We start from the raw sequence: 23282 nt of genomic DNA, 5'->3' as shown, positions 1-23282 counted from the left end.
ATAGGGTTAAAAGAAAAAGCAAACTAAATCACCTCGCAGATTTTAAAGCATAAACCTCTGTTCCAATTCCGGTTAAAAAGTCTAATAGTTCAACATCTTGATTAAAAAGTCTAATACATCCATGAGATATTCTTTTTCCAATTTCCCATGGTTTAGTAGTTCCATGAATTCCATATTGTTCTTTGGACAATTGCAACCAACGGCTACCAACTCCATTAATGATTGAGCCAGGTTTTATGTATTCTCCATACCAGTATAAAGCGGGTTCTTTTTCTTTATACATTATTCTATAATAGCCTGGAGGTGTAGCATCACTTCTTCCAACAGCAGCTGGAAAAGTTAAAACTTTTTTTCCTAAATAATATAGATTAAGAATAGATTTATCAAGGTCTATGGTAATAATCAAAGGGCTTTCTCCAAATTTTAATTTTCCTATTTTTAGTAATTGTCCCGGATATATGGTTTTTGGATCAGAAATGTTATTATATAGTATAATTTCACCAGGTTTAACATTAAATTTTCTGGCAATTTTATATATTGAATCTCCCTTTTTTACTAAATAATTATCAATAAATCGAACTTTATATGAGGCGCCCTTTATATTTGAAGATGCATAAAACCATCCTTTTTTAAAAAATCTAATTGTTTTTTTTCTTTCAATCATATATTTATTTAAATAAGTAATATTAATTTCATGAAATCCATCTTCAAGTTTTTCTGGAAGATAATATAAATTATTTTCGCTATTATAAATTTTTATTTTCCTATCAATAAAAACATTTTTTATTTTAAAGTCTCTATTAGAATTGTTTACTAAAACACCCCTCCAACCATCAAGTGTTTCAATAGTAGAAACTTCTAAATTTATTTCTTTGGAAAATTCTCTTAAATCGAGGAAATTATTAATAATAACCTTTTTTCTTCCTGATAAAGAATCATATTCTAGTTCTAAAGTTAAAATATCATTTTTACTAAAATCATTAATATTTACTCTTATATCGATATACGTTGGACTATAATTATATTCTGGTCTTACTCTAAACCCCGTATCAAACAAAAAGATTTTAGGATTTATTATCCTTTCTTCTGTAATTAATCTAAAATAAATAATATTATTCTGAAACTTTAAAAAAGTTATATTAGCTTTTGCCATTATAATTATCGGAAATATAATCAATAATCCTAAAAGCAATATATTTTTTAGAATTTTTTTCAACATGGGTAACATCTCCCATTTTATTTATTATGTAAATTTCATTTAATTCAGAATCAAATCCTATCTCTTTTTTTGAAATATCATTGGCTACGATTAAGTCACAATTTTTCTCTATTAATTTTTTCTTTGCATAATCAATTAAATTATTTGATTCAGCAGCAAAACCTACTAAAAACTGATTTTTGTTTTTTATCTTCCCCAATTCTTTTAAAATATCCGGATTTTTGATTAACTCAAGAGAAAAGTTGGAAAGGTCTTTTTTTATTTTTTCTTTAGAATAATTTATCACTTTAAAATCAGAAACTGCTGCTGCCATGATAATAATATCAAAATCTTTATACAATTTCATAACTTCATTTTTCATTTCAAAAGCTGTATTTACTTTAATAAGTTTTTTCAATATATATGGTGGTTTAATATGTGTTGGACCAGAAATTAATGTAACTTCAGCACCTCTATATGAAAAAGCTCTTGCTAACTCATATCCCATTTTCCCGCTGGATTTGTTGGTAATATTTCGAACAGGGTCTATAGGTTCAATTGTTGGTCCGGCAGTTATTAATACATTTTTTCCATTCATATCTTTTTTTGTTAATGAATATTCTAAAAATTCTAATATCATATTATTTTCCGGATATCTCCCTTTTCCAATTTCTCCACAGGCCAGATGTCCAACTTCTGGTTCAACAATCAACCATCCATCGTTTTTTAAAGTTTCTAAATTTCTTTTTAATGCTGGGGATTCATACATTCTTGTATTCATTGTTGGAACAAGTATTTTAGCTTTTTTTCTAAAAGCCAGAGCTATCAAAGATAAAAGATCATCTGCAAAACCATTGGCAATTTTAGCTATTATATTAGCAGTAGCTGGAGCAATGATTAATGCATCAGCATTCATTGAAAGTTGAGTATGAGGTATCCAGCCATTATTTACATCATTCAAATCTGTATAAACGGGACAGTTTCCAACAGCTGAAAAAACAACAGGAGATACTAATTTTTTTGCATTTTCTGTTAAAACAACGCTTAGATTAGCGTTTGATTTTCTCAATTTAGAAGATAAATCTACAGCTTTATAAATCGCAATTCCGCTACTAACACCTAAAATAATATTTTTATTTTCTAAAATGTTCATATATAAACACCTCTGCTTTTTTAAAACGCGATAAAGTTTTTTCTTTACCTAAAATTGCTATAGATTCAAATAAGCCTGGTGTGACTAACTTTCCTAAAACAATGCCTCGTATAGTTTGAAATGTATTCTTTTTAGAAGTTATTTTTAAATCTGCAATATTTCTGATAACATTTTCAACATTTTCAACTGTATAATCTTCTAAATTTTCAAATTTTTTCTGTGATATTTTTATTAAATCAATTGCCCAATCTTTTTTTAAAAACTTATCGAGAAACTTATCTTCATAATAAAAATCATCGATAAAGAAATTATATGAAAAATCCTTTAACTGTTTTAAAGTATTAACTTTCTCCCTACAAATCGATAAAACATTTAAAGAATATTCTTTATCTTCTTCGATTTTATTCTTTAAAGAAAAATCTTTTTGATAATCTAACCATTCAATAAATTCAAAGTATAGACTTTCAATTTTTTTCATTCGCAAATGTTTTCCGCACATCCATTCCAACTTTTCATAATCAAATACTACACCTTTATTTGAAATTTTTTGTGGAGTAAATAATGAAACTTTATCTTTAAAATTAAAAATTTCTTCTTCTACAGTCCATCCTAACAAAGCGAGATAATTCATTAAAGCATCACTTAATATACCTTCATTTCTGAAGTATTCGACAGTAGTACCGCCATGCCTTTTACTTAAGGGTTTTTTATCATTACCAAGAATCAAAGGAATATGCATAAATTCTGGTACTTTCCATCCAAAAGCTTTATATAACATTATTTGTTTTTGAGTATTAGAAATATGGTCCTCACCTCTAATAACATGGGTAATATTCATAAAGTGATCATCTATTACAACAGTGAAATTATATACAGGAATACCATTAGAACGCAAAATTATAAAATCATCTAATAAATCATTTCTGAACTTTATATTACCTTTCAATAAGTCATTGAATTCAGTATAACCTTTTTTATCAACTTTAAACTTAACAACAATACTATATTCTTTATAATTTTCCGGATAGCTATTTGAAACAAAAAATTCTTCATTATTATTATTATAAACAGCATAGTATGCCATATTTTTTTCGATTAATAAATTAATATATTTTCTGTATAATTCTAATCTTTCACTCTGCCTATACGGACCATAATTTCCATTAATATCCGGGCCCTCATCCCAATTTAAGTTACACCATTTTAGGGCTTCTATTATATTATCTTCAAACTCTTTTTTTGATCTTTCAGTATCTGTATCTTCTATTCTTAAAACAAATTTACCGTTATTTTTCTTGGCAAAAAGCCAGTTAAACAAAGCAGTCCTAACACCACCAACATGTAAATTCCCGGTGGGGCTTGGTGCAAATCTCAATCTAATCATAATATTCCTCCTGTAATTTTTTTAATAGTTCTTCCAATTTGTTTAAATCATTAACAATATAAACTTCTGACAATTTTCTATTATCAAGATATTTTCCATCAATAAGAATTTTTTGAATTCTATCAGTCCATCCACCAGTACCACTTAATAAAATTACAGGTTTTCTATTTGCATATGCTCCTAAAATCTCTATACCAGTTCCAATTTCACCACCAATACTAATAACAATATCAACGCTTTTAACCAGTACATAAGACCTCATAGAAAAGTCAAGGCCTGTTTTTATTGAAATATCAAGATAATCATTTCCATTAATTTCCCACGGTAATATTCCAACAGTTTTTCCTCCATGCTCCTTAACAGATTTGGAAATTAATTCCATAACTCCATCTCTGCCACCGCTAAATAATGTCCAATTATTTTTAGATATAATTTTACCTAATTCAAATATAATGTTTTGAAGAGTTTTAATTGGTTCTTTTTCTGGATCTCCGGAATAACCTATAACAGCTATATTCATAAACTCACCAACCTAAGTAATTTTCTATTACAAGTTTATTATTTAAAACAGTTTCTGGTTCTCCAAAAGCTATAACATTACCTTTATGCAAAACATATAAAATATCAACGACTTCAGCAATTTCGTCAACGTTATGATCTGTCACTATAACTCCAAGATTTTTTTTAGATAAAGATTTTATAATTTTTTGTATATCTTTTACAGTTATTGGATCAATCCCTACAAATGGTTCATCAAGCAAAATAAATTTTGGATTTGTTAAAAGCGTTCTGGCAAATTCTAATCTTCTTTTTTCCCCGCCAGAAAGTGAATCAGCGATTTGATTTTTTAAGTCAAAAATACCAAATTCCATTAAAATATTTTCAATAATCATATGTTTGTTTTCTATATTTAGCATAGTTCCTATTAATTCCATATTATCCCAAACGGTTAAATTTCTAAAAACAGAAGGTTCCTGAGGAAGATATGCTATCCCTTTTTTAGCTCTAACATGAACTGGCAAATGAGTAATCTTTTCATTGTCGAGAAAAATATCTCCGCTTTTAGGAACCACTATTCCCAAAATTGATTTAAATAATGTAGACTTGCCAGCACCGTTAGGACCTAAAATCCCAACTATTTTTCCAGTGCTGGCTTCAAAATCGACATTATTTAATACAATCTTTCTTCCATATTTTTTTGTAATCTTTTTACATATCAAATTATACATATTATTTTTTTAACATTTCGATTATTTGTTGCGTAATGTCTACTAATTCATCTGCATATAAAACCGATGGTTCATAAAGTACCAGATTATAACCATTATCTTTGGCATAACTGATAATTTTTGTTTTTATTTCATCCAAAATTTCATTTGTTTTTTTGGTATATTCGTCCTGAATAGCTTTTTGATATTCTGAAACTCTTGTTTGTAATTCTTTTTGTTTTTGAACTAAAGTTTCCTGTGAAGCTCCAGAATTTTTGAGATTTTCAAAATCCTGTTGCAATTTGTTTATTTTGTTCTGATAATATTGAAGATCGTTTTTATATTTTTCCTGTAGGTCAACCCATTTATAATAATTTTGTGTAACCTTTTCCATTTGAACAAATGCAATCTTTAAGTTTTTTCCTGTTTCTTTTGAACCTTCAGATATCCCTATTTTAGGAATAAATAAAAATGCCATTAAAACAATTACTACAATAAAATATTTTGAAAAATGCTTCACCAAAAAACACCTCCTGAAATGTATTCTTGTTATATTATATCATTAATTTCTATTTTTTTAAAAAATTTTTCATAACTATTTTGTTTTGCTTTTCTTAATTTATAATACATATTTTTGAATAATTAATGGATTTTTATTTAACATAATAGTGGTATTATAATAATACCCCTATCCTCCTTAAAATAAACTAAGGAATTTGCGGAGCTATAAGCTCCGTTTTTTTTATTCTTAACCTTTCCGAATATATTTAAAAATTTTTATTAAAATAATATCTAAAGATAACTTAATTTTTTCAACAAGAAAAAAGAATCATAAAAAAGCCCCTTTTGGGGCTTTTTTATGATTTTAAAATATTTTTCCTTTATATAAAGGGAATTTTTCACATAATTCTTTAACTTTGAATTTAATCGATTCTTTAAATTCATCATCCAGACTACCATCTTCGTCTTTTATATTTATAATAACCTCATTGATTAATTGAGCAATAATTTTCATTTCACTTTCTTTCATTCCTCTTGTTGTAACAGCAGGTGTTCCTATTCTAATTCCACTTGTAACAAATGGTGATCTTGTTTCTTTTGGTATAGTATTTTTATTAACAGTAATACCAGAAGCTTCTAAAGCTTTTTCAGCAGCTTTACCCGTTACATTTTTTTCTGTTAAATCAACTAAGAAAAGGTGTGAATCTGTGCCCCCAGAAACTATTCTGAACCCTAATTTTTCCATTTCTTCTGCTAATTTTTTGGCATTTTTAACAACTTGAGCTTGGTATTCTTTAAATTCTGAAGATAGAGCTTCTTTGAAAGCTACAGCTTTTGCAGCAATAACATGCATTAAAGGGCCACCTTGAATTCCTGGAAATATACTTTTATTGATTAATTTATATATTTCTTTATCATTAGTTAAAATCATACCACCACGAGGACCTCTTAATGTTTTGTGTGTAGTAGTAGTAACAACGTGTGCATATTCCAAAGGATGGGGATATAAACCAGCAGCAACTAAACCTGCAAAATGTGACATATCAACAACTAAATAAGCTCCTACTTTATCTGCAATATCTCTAAATCTCTTAAAATCAATAATCCTCGCATACGCACTTCCGCCAGCTACTATAATTTTCGGATTATGTTCAATAGCTAGCTTTTCAACCTCGTCATAATCGATAACCTCTGTTTCTTCGTTAACTCCATACTGAACTACATTGAATATTTTACCAGAAAAATTAACAGAAGCTCCATGTGTCAAATGTCCGCCATGACTTAACGACATTCCCATTAATGTTTCTCCTGTTTCCATTAACGCTAAATAAACACCCATATTTGCCTGAGAACCTGAATGTGGTTGAACATTAGCATATTTTGCCCCAAATAATTCTTTAGCTCTTTTTCTTGCTAAAGTTTCAGCTTCGTCAACAAATTCACAACCACCATAATATCTTTTTTTAGGATAACCTTCTGCATATTTATTTGTTAATACACTCCCCATTGCTTCCATTACAGCCTGAGATGCAAAATTTTCTGAAGCTATTAATTCTAATCCGAACTCCTGCCTTTTTAATTCTTTCATAACAATATCATAAATTTCAGGATCAACGGTTTTTAAGTTTTCCCACATTTTTATTCCTCCTCTTAAATAAAAATTTCTACCCCTATTATACAATATATTATAATGAAAAGCCAACAACATTATTGAAAAAAATTTCGTGAAAAATTTTTCACACAGCATATAATCACATATAATTCTATATAACTCGATATATACCCCCATAATCAACTTTGTAAAAATATATTTAAAAGTGTAAAATAAAAATGAGAAAAAAACTAAATTCGGAGGGGTGAAATGTATGAAATTTGAAAGTAAATATTCTGTAACAGTAAACAGAATTAAATCAAACATCATTAGAGAATTGTTAAAAACAGCAACAGCAGAAGGAATTATTTCTTTTGGTGGTGGAATACCAGATCCTGAAACGTTTCCAGTAGAAAAATTATCTAAAATAGCAAATGATGTAATAATGAATGAATACAAGGTTGCGTTGCAATATGGTTCAACTGAAGGTGATCCTGAATTGATAAAACAGTATATTAGATTATTAAAAAAATACGAAGACATACATTGTTTAAATGAAGAAAATATAATGATTACAACAGGTTCTCAACAGGCATTATTTATATTGGGGACAGTATTTTTAGATGAAGATAGTTATTGTGCAGTAAGTAAGCCAATTTATCTAGGCGCTGGAAGTGCATTTAATCAGAGAAATCCTAATTATATAAGTATTCCGTTAGAAAAAGATGGTATGAATTTAGATATTTTAGAAAGTGAATTAAAAAAACTTGAAAAAGAAGGAAAGATTGATAAATTTAAATTTGTATATACTGTAAGTAATTTTCACAATCCTGCAGGAATAACCTTGTCATTAGAAAAAAGAAAGAAATTAATAGAATTAGCAGAAAAATATGACTTCATAATTATTGAAGATGATCCGTATGGCGCACTAAGATTTGAAGGAGAAAAACTTCCAAGTATTTTTAAATTAAATGAAGGAAAAAGGGTAATATTATTAAATACCTTTAGTAAGGTTTTATCTCCTGGTTTAAGGATTGGTGTAATAATTGCAAATGAAGAATTAATTAGAAAAATGGTCCTTGCAAAACAGGGAATGGATCTTTGTTCATCGACATTAACCCAGAGAATAGCTGCAAGATTTATGGAAAAACACGATTTATTCGAAGAAATTCAACCAACGATAAAATTATATAAAGAAAAGAAGGATAAATTTATGGAAGCATTGGATAAATATTTAGGGGATATTGAAGATATTGAATGGATACATCCTGAAGGTGGATTATTTTCCTGGATAATATTGCCAGAAGGTTTTGATACAATGGAAATGTTTGAGATTGCAAAAGAAAAGAAAATAATATATATTCCTGGGGAAACATTCTATGTAGAAGAACCAGAAAGAAACACAATGAGAGTTTCCTTCTGTCTTCCTTCATTTGAAGAACTTGAAGAAGGAACAAAAAGATTAAGGGAAACTATTGAAGAATATGCAAAGAAAAAAGGAATTAATTTAAAAATAAAATAATTCTATGCGAGGTGGAAAAATGTATCGAATATTAGTAATTAATCCTGGCTCCACATCAACAAAAATAGCTGTATTTGAAGAAAATAAAATAATTGTTTCAGAAGAAGTTACACATTCTACTGAAGAATTAGATAAATATAATAGATTAATGGATCAGATAGAATTAAGAAAAAATGAAATCGTAGAATTTATAGAAAAGTATGGATATAAAATGATAGATTTTGATGCTATTGCTGCTAGAGGAGGTGTTTTGCCACCACTTGAAAGTGGTACATATAAAGTTAATGAAGAAATGGTTGATTATTTAAAAAATAAAACAAAAATAGAACATGCATCAAATTTAGCCGCAGTAATCGGGTGGGAATTGGCAAATAATGAAATTCCTGTTTTTATAACAGACCCTGTATCAGTAGATGAATTTATACCAGAATCAAGAATATCTGGTATCCCAGAAATAGAAAGAAAAAGTTTATTTCATGCATTAAATATGAAAAGTGTAGCTCGCAAAGCAGCAAATGAATTGAAAAAAAATTATGAAGAATGCAATTTTATTATAGTACATCTTGGTGGAGGTATATCTATAGGTGCTCAAAGAAAAGGTAAAATGATAGATGTTAATAATGCAAATGATGAAGGCCCATTTAGTCCAGAAAGAACTGGAGAATTACCAGTTGGCGATCTAGTTAAAATAGCTTTTTCCAAAAAGTATGATAAAAGAGAATTGAAAAAAAGATATATTGGTAAAGGTGGTTTGGTTGCATATTTAGGTACTAATGATTTGAGAGTAGCAATGAAAAAAGCCGAACATGATGATTATGCTAAAAAAGTGGTTGAAGCTATGGCATATCAAATTTCAAAAGAAATAGGTGGAATGGCAGCAGTCTTAAAAGGGGATGTTGATGCGATAATTATTACCGGCGGAATGGCAAGAAATGAGATTTTTATTGACATGATAAAACAAAGAGTTTCAAAAATAGCTTTAATAATGTTATACCCAGGGTCATTTGAAATGGAAGCTTTAGCTGAAGGTGCTTTAAGAATTTTAAAGTCTGAAGAAAAAGCTAAAGAATGGGAAATGTGAGGTGATAATATGAGAATCAATAAAATAATACAATTAGCACAGAATCTTGAAAATAAAAAAACGGTTGGTGTTGCTGCTGCAGAAGATGACGTTGTATTAAAAGCAGTAAGTAGAGCTGTTAAGGAAAATATATGTAATGTAGTATTATATGGAGATGAAAAGAAAATAAAGGAGATTGCAGAAAATAATGATATAGATATTTCAGAAATGAAAATCATTCATTGCAATACAAACAAAGAAGCAATAGTAAAAACAATAGAGGATGTTTCATCAGGAAAAATTGATTTACCAATGAAAGGCCATATAACTACAGGAGAATTACTATCTGTTTATTTAAAAGAAGAATATGGGTTAAGAACAAAAGGAACAATTAATTTGGTTAGCGTATTTGATATTGAGAATTACCATAAATTATTAATTGTAACTGATGCTGGTATGGTAATTGCACCAACACTAGAACAAAAAGTTGATTCTATAAACAATGCAGTAAAGGTCGCGAATGCCCTGAAAATCGAAAATCCTAAAGTTGCTATTGTAGGTGCTCTTGAAAAGGTAAATACAAAAATGCCAGCCACTGTAGATGCTGCTATTATTACTCAGATGAATAGAAGGGGACAAATTAAAGATTGTATTGTTGATGGCCCTTTTGCAATGGACAATGCTATTTCAAAAGAAGCCGCAGAGCATAAAGGTATAAAAAGCGTGGTTGCAGGAGATGCAGATATTATAATAATGCCAGATATTGAGGCAGGAAATATTTTTTATAAATCTATGGTATTTCTTTCCAAAGCAGGAGTTGCTAGTACAATTTTAGGTGGAAAAAAACCTGTAGTATTGACTTCAAGAGCAGATTCGGATGATGCAAAATTATTATCAATTGCATTATCTGTACTCTTGGCATAGGAGGTAATAATATGTACAAAATATTAGTTATAAATCCTGGATCCACATCAACTAAATTAGCAATATATGAAGATGAAAATTTAGTTTCCAAAGAAACTGTACGACATACATCTGAAGAATTGTCTCCTTTTAATCATATAGCAGAACAATATGAATTCAGAAAAGAAGTTATAAAAAAGTTTTTAGAAAAAGAAGGTCATCAAATATCTTCATTTTCAGCTATTATAGGTAGAGGTGGTCTTTTAAGGCCTATTCCGGGTGGTGTGTACAAAGTAAATGAACTAATGAAAGAGGAATTAAGAGAAGGAAAGTACGGAGAACACGCTTCCAATTTAGGTGCTTTAATAGCTCATGAATTAGCATCAGAATATGATATTCCATCATATATTGCGGATCCAGTAGTTGTTGATGAAATGGATGAAATTGCAAAATTTTCAGGGCATCCTGATTTTGAAAGAAAATCTATTTTTCACGCTTTGAATCAAAAAGCTGTAGCAAGACTTATAGCTGAAAAAATGAATAAAAAATATGAAGAAATTAATTTAATAGTGGTTCACATGGGTGGTGGAATTTCAATTGGTGCCCACAAAAAAGGAAAAGTTGTTGATGTAAATAATGCACTGGATGGTGACGGCCCTTTTACCCCTGAAAGGTCTGGAACATTACCTATGACACAGATAATCGATTTAGCCTATTCAGATAGTATTACTTTAGATAAAATGAAAAAAAGAATAAAAGGTAAAGGCGGATTGGTAGCTTATTTAGATACAAATGATGCTCTTGAAGTTCAAAAAAGAGTAGAAAATGGTGAAGAATACGCAACATTAATTTATAAAGCTATGGCTTTACAAATTGCAAAATGGATTGGAAAAATGGCAACGGCTTTAAATTTTGAAGTTGATGGAATTATTTTAACTGGTGGATTAGCTTACGATAAAAATAATATGGTTAAGTGGCTTATTGAACACACAGAATTCATAGCTCCTATTTATGTTGTTCCAGGTGGAGATGAAGAAAAGGCTTTAGCTGAGGCTGCATTAAGGGCTTTAAAAGGAATAGAAAAAGTTAAGAGTTATCCTCCAACGGAGGGGAAATATGCTTAATACAGAATATAAATGTCACGTAATTATTGGAATGTTTGGATCTGGAAAAACGGAAATTGCCTTAAATTCTTCTATATATTTAAAAGAAAAATATGAAAATGTTGCAATTGCGGATATTGATGTAATAAGTCCATATTTCAGAACACGAGATGAAATTGACATTTTAGAAAATATGGGAATAAAGGTTATAACTCCTCCGAGAAAATTTATGCATGCTGATTTACCTATAATTCCTCCACAGGTTGGTGGTTATATAGTAAATCCTGAATTCCAAACAATAATTGATGCCGGTGGAAATGAAGATGGTTCAACGGTAGTTGGGTCTTTAAAAAATTTTCTTGATCAAACTAAAACAGCAACATATTTTGTTGTTAATACAAAACGACCTTTTATGAATAACGTTGATGACATTATATATTATATTGAAAGGCTCAGTGCTAAGGCTAGAAGAAAGATAGATTATCTTATTTCAAACTCTAATTTACAGAATGAAACAACAGAGAAAATAATATTAGAAGGGGAAAAACTTTTAGAATCAGTATCTGAAAAGACTGGAATACCTATAGCATTTACTGTTGTTCCAGAATATTTGAAAGAATTGAATACAAAATATACAAAATTCATATTAAGAAGATTTTTAGATAAAGTTTATCAATTATAGTTAAATAGAAGGAGGGATACGATGGAATACAAGAACAAAGTTGAAATTGATCAGGAAAGATGTAAAGGATGTGGTCTTTGTATAGATGCATGTCCAACTGGAACTTTAGGTTTCTCTGAAGGATTTAATGCTAAAGGGTATCATCCTGCAGCTGTTTTAAATCCGGAAAAATGTATAGGATGTGGATTCTGTTATCAGATGTGTCCCGATGTATGTATAACAGTTTCAACATTAGAAAAAGCAAAGGCTTAAGGAGGGATATTGAATGGCTGAAAAAGTGATGGTTAAAGGTACAGAAGCAATTGGTGAAGCTGCCATAAGAGCTGGATGTAGATTATATTTTGGATATCCTATAACACCACAAAGTGAATTAACTGAATATATGTCAAGAAGAATGCCGCAAGTAGATGGAGTATTTTTACAGGCTGAAAGTGAAGTTGCTGCAGTGAATATGTTATATGGTGCCGCTTCTACTGGTCATAGAGTTATGACATCAACTTCTTCACCTGGTTACAGTTTAATGCAAGAAGGTGTATCGTATATTGCAGGCGCAGAATTACCTGTTGTATTTGTTAATGTTGTTAGAGGAGGACCTGGTTTAGGAGACATACAACCTGCTCAAAGTGATTACTTCCAGGCAACAAAAGGTGGCGGTCATGGTGATTATAGATTAGTTGTGTATGGTCCAGAATCTTTGCAAGAAGCTGTGGAATTAACAGCTAAAGCTTTTGATGTTGCTGATAAATACAGAAATCCTGCTTTAATTCTTGCTGATGGTATGTTAGGGCAAATGATGGAACCTGTTGAATTTCCAGATTTCAGAGATTTAAACACATTACCAGATCATAGTTCCTGGGCAATGCAGGGAGCAAAGGGTCGCGAACCTCATAAAATTACATCATTTGATATAAATGAATATGTATTAGAAAAAATGAATTTAAGATATCAAGAAAAATATAAAAAAATTATTGAAAATGAGCAAATGTGGGAAGAATACAAAGCAGAAGATGCTGAACTAGTAATAGTTGCTTATGGTACAATGGGAAGAATAGCAAAAACAATAGTTGATATGGCAAGAGGAAAAGGCGTAAAAGCTGGATTATTCAGACCTATAACCTTATGGCCTTATCCATATGATGCTTTGGCAAAATTAGCTGATTCAGCAAAATTATTCTTTACAGTGGAAATGAGTATGGGTCAAATGGTTGAAGATGTAAAATTAGCAGTTAATGGAAAAAAACCCGTTGAATTTTATGGTAGAACCGGAGGGGTTGTTCCAACGCCAAATGAAGTATTAGCAAAATTAATGGAATTGATATAAGAAAGGAGGAAAATTATGTCTTATAAAATAAAGTTTAAAGGTCCTGAATCATTGAGTGGAAAAGAATTCACATATTGTCCAGGTTGTCATCATGGAATAGTTCATAGATTAGTTGCTGAAATTATAGATGAATTAGGAATAAGAGAAAAAACTTTGATGGTAGCTCCTGTTGGTTGTTCAGTTTTCGCATATGAATTTTTTGATGTTGATGGAACAGTTGCACCTCATGGAAGAGCTCCAGCAGTTGCAACTGGAATGAAAAGAGCTATGCCAGAAAATGTTGTCTTTACATATCAAGGTGATGGAGATTTGGCTGCTATAGGTACAGCTGAAATATTACATGCAGCAAACAGAGGAGAAAAAATCACAACAATATTTATTAACAATGCTATTTACGGAATGACTGGTGGTCAAATGGCTCCAACTACATTATTAGGAATGAAAACCACAACTTCGCCATACGGAAGAAGTGCTGAAAATGAAGGTTATCCTTTACATATGGCTGAAATTTTATCAAATTTGCCAGGTGTAGCTTATTTAGCAAGAACAAAAGTTAACAAACCTCAAGATGTTTTAAAAACGAAAAAGATGATAAAAAAAGCATTTTTAGCTCAAATTCAGGGAAAAGGTTTTGGAATGGTTGAAGTGTTATCAACATGTCCAACAAACTGGGGAATTCCACCAGTTGAAGCAAATAAATGGTTAGAAGAAAATTTAGTACCTGAATTTCCATTAGGCGTTTATGTAGATAAGGTGGGTGATGAAAAATGAAACATCATGCATTCATAGCTGCAGGTTTTGGTGGCCAAGGTGTAATGTTATTTGGAAAAATATTGTCTTTAGCTGCAATGTATGAAAACTTATATACAACATGGTTACCATCATATGGTCCGGAAATGAGGGGGGGGACGGCTAACTGTACAGTAGTAGTTTCTGAAAAATACATTGCTTCACCTGTAGTTGATCAACCAACTGAAGTTATTGCATTTAATATTCCTTCAATGTATAAATTCGAAAAATTATTGCCTGAAAATGGTATATTATTGTTAAATTCCTCAGTTATTGATAGAGAACCTGAAAGAAAAGATGTTCAAATATATAAAATCCCTGCTAATGATATCGCTGATGAATTAGGGAATATAAAAGTTCAGAATATGGTTATGTTAGGTGCATATTTGAAAGCGACTAATGCTGTTTCTTTTGAATCTGTAAAAGCTGCATTGGAAAAATCACTAAAAGGAAAAAAAGCAGATTTATTGGATATAAATTTAAAAGCTATAGAAGCAGGCATGAATGCTTTAGTGAAATAACAACAACCCCCGGAAACTCACCGGGGGTTGTTATATAATATTACCTTATTTTTTCCTTTTTCCTTTGCTTCATAAAGAGCTAAATCTGCTTCCTTTATCAATTGATCAATATTTTTATTTCCATTAAACATTGACACTCCCTGACTTACCGTAATTTTAATTTTATGACCATTTATATATACAATATTCTCTTCAATGGCTTTTCGTATTCTCTCACTAACCTTTAAGGAATTTTCTATTGAAATATTAGATAAAATAATTAAAAATTCTTCTCCACCAAGTCTCCCTATTAAATCATAATATCTGATTTTTTGTCTAATTAATTCAACAGTTTTTCTTAATACCTCGTCACCAGCATCATGGCCATATTTATCATTAACACTTTTAAAGTTATCAAAATCTAGCATAATAACAGAAAAAAATTTATTTTCTCTTTTTGATCTTTCTATTTCTTTCTTTAATAAATCTGTAATTGCTCTTCTATTATATACACCTGTTAGATAATCAATTAAAGATAATCTCTCCAATTCTTTAATTCTTTTAACCTTTTTTAATCCTAATTCTATTCTATAATTTAATTCTTCAATATCAAAAGGTTTCAAAATAAAATCATCAGCTTTTAATATTTTATTACTTAAATTATCTGCAATCAATATTGTATAATGATTGTTTTGTATAGTTGAAGAAACAAAAACATCTACAGAATTAATTTCTGTATTTTCATCAAAAATTATATATTTATGTTTAAGTTTTTTTAATTCAAGCATATTTAAAATATTCTTTTCAATTGCAATCATATTACTATTATACCATAAAAATCCACATCTGATGATGTGGATTAAGAATTTTTAATCATATTATGTGCAGCGTTTAATTCTTCATAAAGAATCTTTTTTGCATCATCAAATAGTTTAAATACTGCTTTACATAAAATTTACATTAATTGTTTTTTTTTTTTTTTTTTTGATAAAATTATTTTGAATTAAATAACTATATATAATAACTTTAAAAATTGTTTCTCTAAAATTTTAAAATAGGAGGGATAGTATGTATATTAACAATGGTATTTCTCATGACTCTAGTGATTATTGGAAACAATATAATATGGAATTGCGCGATGAAGTAACAGGAAAAAATGAAGAAGTCGCAAGAAGAACCGCAAATGGAATTAACAGCGGTGTAAAAAATGCTGTATTAGGCGCTTATGCTGGTGTTAAATTTGGCGGAGGTATAGGAGGTGCAGTTACAGGAGCTGCTGTAGGTTTTGCAAAAGGTTTTTTGGATGGGTATTTTTCGTCCGATTTTAAAATAGTAGACACCAATGATTTATATCATCCAAAAAAAATTAATTAATTATGAAAAAATATAAAGAAATATCAATAATTATACTCAATAAAAATTTGAAGGTCATATCCTCAATTCCATTAGAAGAAAAATCAAAATATAATGATTATGATTATTATATGTTAAAAATTAGGAAAAAGGTTTTCTATCCAATTCCTTTTAATACACATAAATTTGAAATAATTAATGGATATGGTATATGTAATCGTAAGAAATCTAGTAGTTTTAAATATGAAAATATGAAATTTAGCATATTTTCAAATGAATCAAAAAATAATAAATCTGTTTTTTATAGTGGCGTTGAAAATGAAATTTTAGTAAATTTAAGAATCAAAAAAATACTAAAAAGCGATAAATATTTACCTGTTTTTTGTGTATTAACAAAAGATGATATAATATATAATACATATTATAATGTTATATCTCCAGATTTCACAAATCCAAATAAAAACATTACAGTAGTATTTAAACAAAACACAAAAAATTTTTTAGGATTATATAACATTGATTTTTATATAGCAGGATACGAAATTTTTTCAACTGAAATAGAATTCAAGAAAGTATTATATACTTATTGAGGTGATTGATATAAAAAAAAGAATTCCACTAAATATAAAGGATTTTTTATACTTTGTTATTTTTGATTGCTTTTATTTTTGGTATATTCTACCTACTTTTGGAACTTCTAAACGTATTTTTAGTTATAAGTATCCCTCAATTTTTTCTATGGGGTTTGTTTTTACTTGTATAATGATTATAATAATTGCAATAATTAGAGAAATATGTATATTTAAAGAAAGAGAAAAAAGAAAATATATATATTTTTTAACCTCAATCCTTTTATATATAGTTATAATATATATTTATGCACATTTTATGAATTTTATTTTCAAACAGTTTATAGATATTTTATATTTTAAAATTTCAATAGATCATTTTGTTATAGGTATTGTAGTTAAATATACAGTAAAACATTTTAAAAAAAATAAAGAATAAAAAATCCACATCTGATGATGTGGATTAAGAATTTTTAATTATATTATGTGCAGCGTTTAATTCTTCATAAAGAATCTTTTTTGCATCATCAAATAGTTTAAATATACTTTTATATTTAATTTCGCAAAAAACAACATTTCCTTCTTTTTCCTTTTTTATGATTCCAGAATTTTCTAAAATTTTAAGGTGTTGAGAAACACTTGACTGAGTTAGTGATAATTCTTCAGAAATATCAATAACATTACATTTTTTTTCATTTAATAATTTTAATATTCTTAATCGTGTAGGGTGTGATAATGCCTTAAATATTTCAGCGACCAATACGCAATCGTCCATAATATTACTCTCCATTATTTATAAATTTTTGTTTATATCATAATAAGTATAAAGTATTAACTTTACGATAGTTTCAAAACAAAATTAAAAAATTAGTTTTATTTGATTTTTCTTGCTTCTATAATTCCATGAGCTGTTGCATGCACAATACTTCTCGTATGACCTGAACAATCCCCTATAAATTTAATATTTTCAAATAAATTGTTATTTAATTTTTTACCATAAAATTTTACTTCAACACCATATAAAAGATTTTCTTCATCAGCAATACCCGGTATAATTTGATTTAAATTATCTATAAATTCTATTAAAGATATCGATGTTTTACTTGGAAATACTAGATTCAAATCGCCTAAAACATATTCATTATTACTTAATGTTGGAAAAACTTTCCATAATTTTTTTGTTCTTTTTCCTTTTTTAAAATCTCCATATGTTTGAAGTATAACTTTATTACCTCCAGCTAAAATATTAGAAAGCTTAGCAATATATGATCCATAACCATTTGGGTCATTAAATGGTTTAGTAAAAGAGTGCGTTACCAAAATTGCAAAATTAGTATTTGTAGATTTTTGATCGTGTATTGCATGCCCATTTACAGTTATAAAATCTGCATATTTTTCTGTCACAACATACCCAGACGGATTATTACAAAATGTTCTTATTAATTGCCCATTAGATGACTTAAATTTAACTTTAAACTCATATAAAGCTTCATTTAATTCTTTAACTACAATATCTGGTAATTCAAATCTTACACCTAAATCCACTTTCGTGTTAGATAATATTATGTCGGGATATTTTTTCGTTAAAGTGTCAATTAATTTAAAACCACTACGCCCTACTGCAACATAAACCTTATCAAAATAATCTTTTAGTTCAGCTCTAGTTTTTCTATCTATATATTCAATTAATATTTTCTCTTGTACATCAATATTTTTCACAAAAGAATTAAATTTAAAATTAACACCTTTTTTTATAAATTCATTATGTGCATTTTTAAGAAATATTTTTAATTTATCTGTACCAATATGGAAAAATTCCGACTCAACTAACTTAAAACCATTAATGAAAAATCTTTTTTTTAATTCTTCGATATTCTCTCTTGATCCAACTTCTGGTTCTGTCTCAGATAACTCAGAATAATAATTCACTATTTCTTTTTGCAACTTTTTATCAAAAAGTATTTCCTCTAAATCTCCTCCCATTTCCGAAGAAACGAACAGTTTTCCATCTGCTCTTATACCGCTGATTGAAGATGAAAAAATGTCTTTATTCATTTCAAAAACTATTACCTCATTTTTGGTTGTATCTACTTCCTTCAAAAAACCTACAGTTGCAGCACCAAAACCAATTACAGCAATTCTCATATATTTCTCTCCTTTCTATTTAAGTTATCAAAAAAAAATAGGCTGAAACCTTAAGGTTTCAGCCTACACTCATTTCTTTATAGTATAGTAACATCTTTTTGGAGATTCAATTTTCTCCTCTTTTTTTAATTTTTTTATTGCTTTATCTACTTCTTTTTTATCAATCCCAGCTTTTTCTGCTATTTCTCCAGCTTTTAACGGCTCTTTTGATTCTGATAATACTTTAACAACTAATTCGATTGTATTCACAAAAACCCCTCCTCTTACAAAAATAATTATATATTAAAAATTTTATTTTGTCAATACAATAAAAATCCTACTTTATATACATTATCTAATTTCTTTAACCCATGTGGCGACAACTTTGTTATTTCATACGTCAAATCATTTCCTGCCTCATGTTTTCCTTTATGTTCACCGTTTTCCCACAATTTAGAGTGCGACACATCATACACTATTCCATTAACTGCTACATATGCTTTATTTCCATTTTTTCCGTTAAACTTTTTTAATTCATTTTTATTTAAAGCTATATATCCAACTTTATATACATTATCTAATTTCTTTAATCCATGTGGCGACAGCTTTGTTATTTCATATGTCAAATCATTTCCAGCTTCATGTTTTCCTTTATGTTCTCCATTTTTCCACAATTTAGAGTGAGATACATCATACACTATTCCATTTACTGCTACATATGCCTTATTTCCATTTTTTCCATTGAACTTCTTTAATTCATCAAAACTATATATTAATATACCAACTGGAAAAACATTATCTAATTTTTTTAACCCATGTGGCGACAACTTTGTTATTTCATACGTCAAATCATTTCCTGCCTCATGTTTTCCTTTATGTTCACCGTTTTCCCACAATTTAGAGTGCGACACATCATATACTATTCCATTTACTGCTATATACGCTTTATTTCCATTTTTCCCATTGAATTTTTTTAATTCATCATAAGTAAAAGCTAAAATTCCAATATGATCAATATCTTTTAATTTACTCACACCATGAGGTGAAAGTCTTAAAATTTCAAATGTTAGTTCTGAGCCAGCGTTATAGCCTTCATGATAGCCTTTTTCCCATGGTTTTTCATAGGTAACATCATACACAATTCCGCTAATTGCAACAAAAGACTCTTTGCTGTTTTTGCCATTATTTTCTATTAATTTATTATAAGGAATTATTTTATATTTCACTCCAAATTCATCATAATTTAAATCTATTATATTCACATATTCAGCGTATACAACTAAACTTAAAATAACCATCAATACTAATAATACCTTTTTCATTCTATCTCCTCCTATAATAGCCATGGATCAACCAAATGAATAATTAATAAAATAATTAAAAACATCCCTATATATCTATGCCATTTAATCCATGTATTTTTAAAAATATTTATTTTACCCAATGTATAAATTAAAAACATAAAAATTATACCTATCCATAAAATCAATCCTGTATGTAAATATAAATTTCCATTTAAAGCCAAATAGCCATGCGTTATTCCAACAACAATTAATAATATTCCAGAGATTTTATGATATTTTTTTAATATTTTCATTATAAATAAAATTAATTTTGCTATTTTTGATTGTTTTTCAGTTATAAAATATTTATATATTCTTCTGACAAAAAATAAAGATAAATTAAACACTAAAAAAAATATATTTAATGTTCCTAAAAATTCTACTAATTCTTCCATAGAACCCTCCTATTTAATCAATCCTAATCCTTTTAAGAAATTTTTTGCCACTATTTCAGGTTCGTAACCTTTTACATCAACAAGATAATTTAGTCTAATAATTATATTTTCATTTAAGTATAAAGTTAAAGGTTTTAATATTTCTTTTATTTCAGGGTATTTATTTAAAACTTTTTCCCTGACTAAGATAGCAGGATTATATAATGGAAAAAAACGTTTATCATCTATTAATACAGTCAATTTATATTTTAAAAGCTTAGCATCTGTCGAATAAACCATTGCTACATCTATCTTTCCTGAGGAAACTGCTTCATAAGTCAATCCTGCTTCCATTGTTTTTACATATTTTTTGGGGACGTTCATATTATAGGACTTTGCCATTGCAAAAAAACCATCAGCTCGTTCATAAAATTCTGGATTAACTCCAAAAATAACCTTATTACCTGCATTAACAAATTTTGATAAATCTGATAATGTTCTTATATTATTTTCTTCAGCAAATTTGCTTTTCACAGCCATTGCATAAGTATCATTAAATGGTATCATATTTATCCAAATAATTTTATTTTTCTTATAATCCATTTCAGCAACTTTATTAAATAATTCATAGGGATCATATATATTTTTCGTTTGTTTAAAATACGCAGCCCATGCAGTTCCTGTGTATTCAGAATATATATCTATTTGTCCATTCTCAATTGCCGCTCTTAATGGAAATGATGTTAAACCAAATTCTTCTTCAACCCTAAAACCCGCATCTTTAAGCAATAATGAAATCATATTTGCGATAACATACCCTTCAGTAAACATCTTAGAACCAACAACAATTGTTTTTGCTGCTAATAAATTAAAGCTTAAAACTAAAACTAACAATACGATAAAAATTTTTTTCATAACAATTCCCCCTTAAAATTCATTTATTAATCCTTTAGAAACCCATTTTTTCTCAAAAAGTTCCAACACAATATCTATTCCTATCGCTAAAACTGATACAGGTAAAGCACCAGCAAAAATAATAGATGCATTATAATGGGATAATCCCGTGAAAATAATTACTCCTAATCCACCTCCGCCTATTACTGAAGCAACTGTTGCTGTAGCTATGTTTATAATTGCTGAATTTCTTAACCCAGAAAAGATTGCTGGTAAAGCAATTGGTATCTCTATTTTATATAAAATTTCTTTTTCATTCATTCCCATTCCTTTTGCAATTTCAATAATTTTAGGACTGATACTTACAATTCCAGATGTTGTATTAAAAACTATTGGAACTAAACCATATAAAAACAATGCTATAATAGCTGTTAACTTACCTATTCCCATAAATAAAAATATCAAAGCTATAACAGCTACGCTTGGTATAGATTGCGTTATACCCGTTATTGTTAAAGCTAAATTAGTATATCTTTTTCGTTTCTCTCTTGTAATATATATCCCTATAAAAACTCCTACAACAACTGATAAAATCCATGAAATAAAAAAGATAAATAGATGTTCTAATGTTCTTTGCATAACAACATCAAAATTATTTATAAAATATGAAAATAAATCCATTTTAATCCTCCATAATTGATTCGTATTTTAACACTCCTAAAACTTTTCCATTTTTCAAAACAGGTAAATAATTAATATTTTTCTTAAACATAATATTTATTCCTTCTAAAACACTATCATTATAATTAATATATTCTTTTCTTAACTTCTTTATATTATTATTTATAAAAAAACCTGCATATTTATTATTATACAAAATATAACAATTCTTTTTTAACTTATTTATTTCATCTAAAGAGCTTATTAAAGCATAATCATCATCTATAACTTTTTCCACTTTAACAAATTCTAAAAAGTTTAATTCAGCATTTTTACCTAATAATTCTTTAACAAAATCATTTTTTGGCTGTTTAATTATATTAACTGTACTACCGAATTGAACTAATTCACCATTATTAAAAATGGCAATTTTATCTCCTAATTTAATTGCCTCTCTTATATCATGTGTAACAAATACAATTGTTTTTTTTAATTTATTTTGTATATCCAACAAAACATCTTGTAAAATTTCTCTATTAATCGGATCTATGGCCCCAAAAGGTTCGTCCATCAACAAAATTTTCGGATCTGCTGCTAATGCTCTTGCTACACCTACTCTCTGCCTTTGACCACCTGATAATTCTAAAGGATATTTATTAACTATTGAATCATAATCTAAATTTACAAGTTCCAAAAGTTCCTTTACTTTTTCCTTTATCTTTCTTTTATTCCAACCCAACAGCTTTGGAACTACCGCAATATTATCGAAAACATTATAATGAGGAAATAATCCAATTTCTTGAATTACATAACCTATCCCTCGTCTCAACTGAATTTTATCAATGTCATCAATCGAAATACCATCAAAAAATATTTCCCCTTCACTTCTTTCCACTAATCTATTCAATAATTTTAATGTGGTTGTTTTTCCACACCCAGATGGACCTATCAAAACTGTTATTTTTCCATCCTCAATTTTTAAATTCAAATCTTTTACTGCAAATTTATCGTTATATTTTTTAGACACATTTTTTAATTCAATACTCATAA

At 28.4% G+C, this 23282-nt stretch carries 28 protein-coding genes; 12 read left to right on the top strand and 16 right to left on the bottom strand.

The annotated features are described in order from the left end of the window. Positions 1-28 precede the first annotated feature (28 nt). The 7 genes from X275_RS11195 to glyA all read right to left on the bottom strand — a co-directional run bounded on the left by X275_RS11195 (position 29) and on the right by glyA (position 7080). Positions 29-1219 (bottom strand): L,D-transpeptidase family protein, encoded by a 1191-nt coding sequence (locus X275_RS11195; RefSeq protein ID WP_052913860.1) that lies wholly within the window; start codon positions 1217-1219, stop codon positions 29-31. Further along, the gene (coaBC, locus tag X275_RS10000; protein WP_047268669.1) at positions 1140-2351 is read right to left on the bottom strand and encodes a bifunctional phosphopantothenoylcysteine decarboxylase/phosphopantothenate--cysteine ligase CoaBC; all 1212 of its coding nucleotides are present in this window, start codon (positions 2349-2351) and stop codon (positions 1140-1142) included. Before coaBC ends, X275_RS11195 begins: the two co-directional genes overlap by 80 nt. Then, positions 2332-3735 carry a glutamate--tRNA ligase gene (gltX, locus tag X275_RS09995; RefSeq protein WP_047268668.1) on the bottom strand — a complete coding sequence of 468 codons (1404 nt, stop codon included), beginning with the start codon at positions 3733-3735 and terminating at the stop codon, positions 2332-2334. The genes coaBC and gltX overlap by 20 nt, the downstream gene beginning before the upstream one ends. Then, positions 3728-4255 carry a TIGR00725 family protein gene (locus X275_RS09990; RefSeq protein WP_047268667.1) on the bottom strand — a complete coding sequence of 176 codons (528 nt, stop codon included), beginning with the start codon at positions 4253-4255 and terminating at the stop codon, positions 3728-3730. The genes gltX and X275_RS09990 overlap by 8 nt, the downstream gene beginning before the upstream one ends. A 4-nt stretch (positions 4256-4259) precedes the next feature. Beyond that, positions 4260-4964 carry an LPS export ABC transporter ATP-binding protein gene (gene lptB / locus X275_RS09985; RefSeq protein ID WP_047268666.1) on the bottom strand — a complete coding sequence of 235 codons (705 nt, stop codon included), beginning with the start codon at positions 4962-4964 and terminating at the stop codon, positions 4260-4262. Between the two features lies 1 nt (position 4965). Next, the gene (locus X275_RS09980; protein WP_052913104.1) at positions 4966-5463 is read right to left on the bottom strand and encodes an OmpH family outer membrane protein; all 498 of its coding nucleotides are present in this window, start codon (positions 5461-5463) and stop codon (positions 4966-4968) included. A 345-nt stretch (positions 5464-5808) separates the two neighbouring features. Next, positions 5809-7080, bottom strand: a complete 1272-nt coding sequence (glyA, locus tag X275_RS09975; protein ID WP_047268759.1) for a serine hydroxymethyltransferase — start codon at positions 7078-7080, stop codon at positions 5809-5811. A gap of 229 nt (positions 7081-7309) precedes the next feature. Here glyA and X275_RS09970 point away from each other — a divergent pair, with 229 nt between their 5' ends. Genes X275_RS09970 through X275_RS09930 form a run of 9 tightly spaced genes read left to right on the top strand, consistent with a single transcriptional unit; the run spans position 7310 to position 14936 of the window. Next, positions 7310-8557, top strand: a complete 1248-nt coding sequence (locus X275_RS09970; protein WP_047268665.1) for an aminotransferase-like domain-containing protein — start codon at positions 7310-7312, stop codon at positions 8555-8557. A gap of 19 nt (positions 8558-8576) precedes the next feature. After that, positions 8577-9638 (top strand): butyrate kinase, encoded by a 1062-nt coding sequence (gene buk / locus X275_RS09965; protein WP_047268664.1) that lies wholly within the window; start codon positions 8577-8579, stop codon positions 9636-9638. Positions 9639-9647: 9 nt separating this feature from the next. Next, a complete protein-coding gene (locus X275_RS09960) occupies positions 9648-10541 on the top strand; it encodes a bifunctional enoyl-CoA hydratase/phosphate acetyltransferase (protein WP_047268663.1) in 894 nt (297 codons plus the stop codon). Positions 10542-10552: 11 nt separating this feature from the next. After that, positions 10553-11644: a butyrate kinase gene (gene buk, locus X275_RS09955; protein ID WP_047268662.1), complete on the top strand. Its 1092-nt coding sequence runs from the start codon at positions 10553-10555 to the stop codon at positions 11642-11644. Further along, positions 11637-12305, top strand: a complete 669-nt coding sequence (locus tag X275_RS09950; protein WP_047268661.1) for a hypothetical protein — start codon at positions 11637-11639, stop codon at positions 12303-12305. Before buk (X275_RS09955) ends, X275_RS09950 begins: the two co-directional genes overlap by 8 nt. A gap of 21 nt (positions 12306-12326) precedes the next feature. Further along, positions 12327-12557 carry a 4Fe-4S dicluster domain-containing protein gene (locus X275_RS09945; RefSeq protein ID WP_047264906.1) on the top strand — a complete coding sequence of 77 codons (231 nt, stop codon included), beginning with the start codon at positions 12327-12329 and terminating at the stop codon, positions 12555-12557. A 13-nt stretch (positions 12558-12570) separates the two neighbouring features. Further along, the gene (locus X275_RS09940) at positions 12571-13626 is read left to right on the top strand and encodes a 3-methyl-2-oxobutanoate dehydrogenase subunit VorB (protein WP_047268660.1); all 1056 of its coding nucleotides are present in this window, start codon (positions 12571-12573) and stop codon (positions 13624-13626) included. Positions 13627-13641: 15 nt separating this feature from the next. Further along, positions 13642-14397 (top strand): thiamine pyrophosphate-dependent enzyme, encoded by a 756-nt coding sequence (locus X275_RS09935; protein WP_047268659.1) that lies wholly within the window; start codon positions 13642-13644, stop codon positions 14395-14397. After that, positions 14394-14936 (top strand): 2-oxoacid:acceptor oxidoreductase family protein, encoded by a 543-nt coding sequence (locus tag X275_RS09930; RefSeq protein WP_047264909.1) that lies wholly within the window; start codon positions 14394-14396, stop codon positions 14934-14936. The genes X275_RS09935 and X275_RS09930 overlap by 4 nt, the downstream gene beginning before the upstream one ends. Before the next feature lie 17 nt (positions 14937-14953). Here X275_RS09930 and X275_RS09925 read toward each other — a convergent pair whose 3' ends face one another. Continuing rightward, positions 14954-15733, bottom strand: coding sequence for a GGDEF domain-containing protein (locus X275_RS09925; protein ID WP_052913859.1), 780 nt, complete (start codon positions 15731-15733; stop codon positions 14954-14956). Between the two features lie 250 nt (positions 15734-15983). Between X275_RS09925 and X275_RS09920 the strand changes: the two genes are divergently transcribed. From X275_RS09920 to X275_RS09910, 3 genes are all read left to right on the top strand, one after another. After that, the gene (locus X275_RS09920; RefSeq protein WP_047268658.1) at positions 15984-16289 is read left to right on the top strand and encodes a hypothetical protein; all 306 of its coding nucleotides are present in this window, start codon (positions 15984-15986) and stop codon (positions 16287-16289) included. A gap of 2 nt (positions 16290-16291) precedes the next feature. Then, on the top strand, positions 16292-16858 hold the full coding sequence (locus X275_RS09915) for a hypothetical protein (protein ID WP_047268657.1): 567 nt from the start codon (positions 16292-16294) through the stop codon (positions 16856-16858). 172 nt (positions 16859-17030) lie between these two features. Further along, positions 17031-17276: a hypothetical protein gene (locus X275_RS09910; RefSeq protein ID WP_047268656.1), complete on the top strand. Its 246-nt coding sequence runs from the start codon at positions 17031-17033 to the stop codon at positions 17274-17276. Between the two features lie 24 nt (positions 17277-17300). Here X275_RS09910 and X275_RS09905 read toward each other — a convergent pair whose 3' ends face one another. The 8 genes from X275_RS09905 to X275_RS09870 form a co-directional block, all read right to left on the bottom strand. Continuing rightward, positions 17301-17612, bottom strand: a complete 312-nt coding sequence (locus X275_RS09905; RefSeq protein ID WP_052913857.1) for an ArsR/SmtB family transcription factor — start codon at positions 17610-17612, stop codon at positions 17301-17303. Between the two features lie 98 nt (positions 17613-17710). Further along, positions 17711-18982, bottom strand: a complete 1272-nt coding sequence (locus X275_RS09900; protein ID WP_047268654.1) for an NAD(P)/FAD-dependent oxidoreductase — start codon at positions 18980-18982, stop codon at positions 17711-17713. Positions 18983-19051: 69 nt separating this feature from the next. After that, on the bottom strand, positions 19052-19231 hold the full coding sequence (locus tag X275_RS09895; RefSeq protein WP_047268653.1) for an HTH domain-containing protein: 180 nt from the start codon (positions 19229-19231) through the stop codon (positions 19052-19054). A 50-nt stretch (positions 19232-19281) separates the two neighbouring features. Further along, positions 19282-20283 (bottom strand): cytochrome b5 domain-containing protein, encoded by a 1002-nt coding sequence (locus X275_RS11750; protein WP_084825189.1) that lies wholly within the window; start codon positions 20281-20283, stop codon positions 19282-19284. 11 nt (positions 20284-20294) lie between these two features. Further along, positions 20295-20699, bottom strand: coding sequence for a hypothetical protein (locus X275_RS09885; protein ID WP_047268652.1), 405 nt, complete (start codon positions 20697-20699; stop codon positions 20295-20297). 9 nt (positions 20700-20708) lie between these two features. Continuing rightward, positions 20709-21593 carry an ABC transporter substrate-binding protein gene (locus X275_RS09880; RefSeq protein ID WP_047268651.1) on the bottom strand — a complete coding sequence of 295 codons (885 nt, stop codon included), beginning with the start codon at positions 21591-21593 and terminating at the stop codon, positions 20709-20711. 12 nt (positions 21594-21605) lie between these two features. Continuing rightward, entirely contained in the window at positions 21606-22253 is a 648-nt protein-coding gene (locus tag X275_RS09875) for an ABC transporter permease (RefSeq protein WP_047268650.1), read from the bottom strand. A gap of 1 nt (position 22254) precedes the next feature. Then, positions 22255-23280 carry an ABC transporter ATP-binding protein gene (locus X275_RS09870; protein ID WP_047268649.1) on the bottom strand — a complete coding sequence of 342 codons (1026 nt, stop codon included), beginning with the start codon at positions 23278-23280 and terminating at the stop codon, positions 22255-22257. Between the last annotated feature and the right edge of the window lie 2 nt (positions 23281-23282).

The organism is Marinitoga sp. 1197, from assembly GCF_001021165.1.
GTDB lineage: Bacteria > Thermotogota > Thermotogae > Petrotogales > Petrotogaceae > Marinitoga.
Note: the sequence above shows the minus strand (reverse complement) of the source record. Positions and strands in the feature narration are given on the sequence as shown.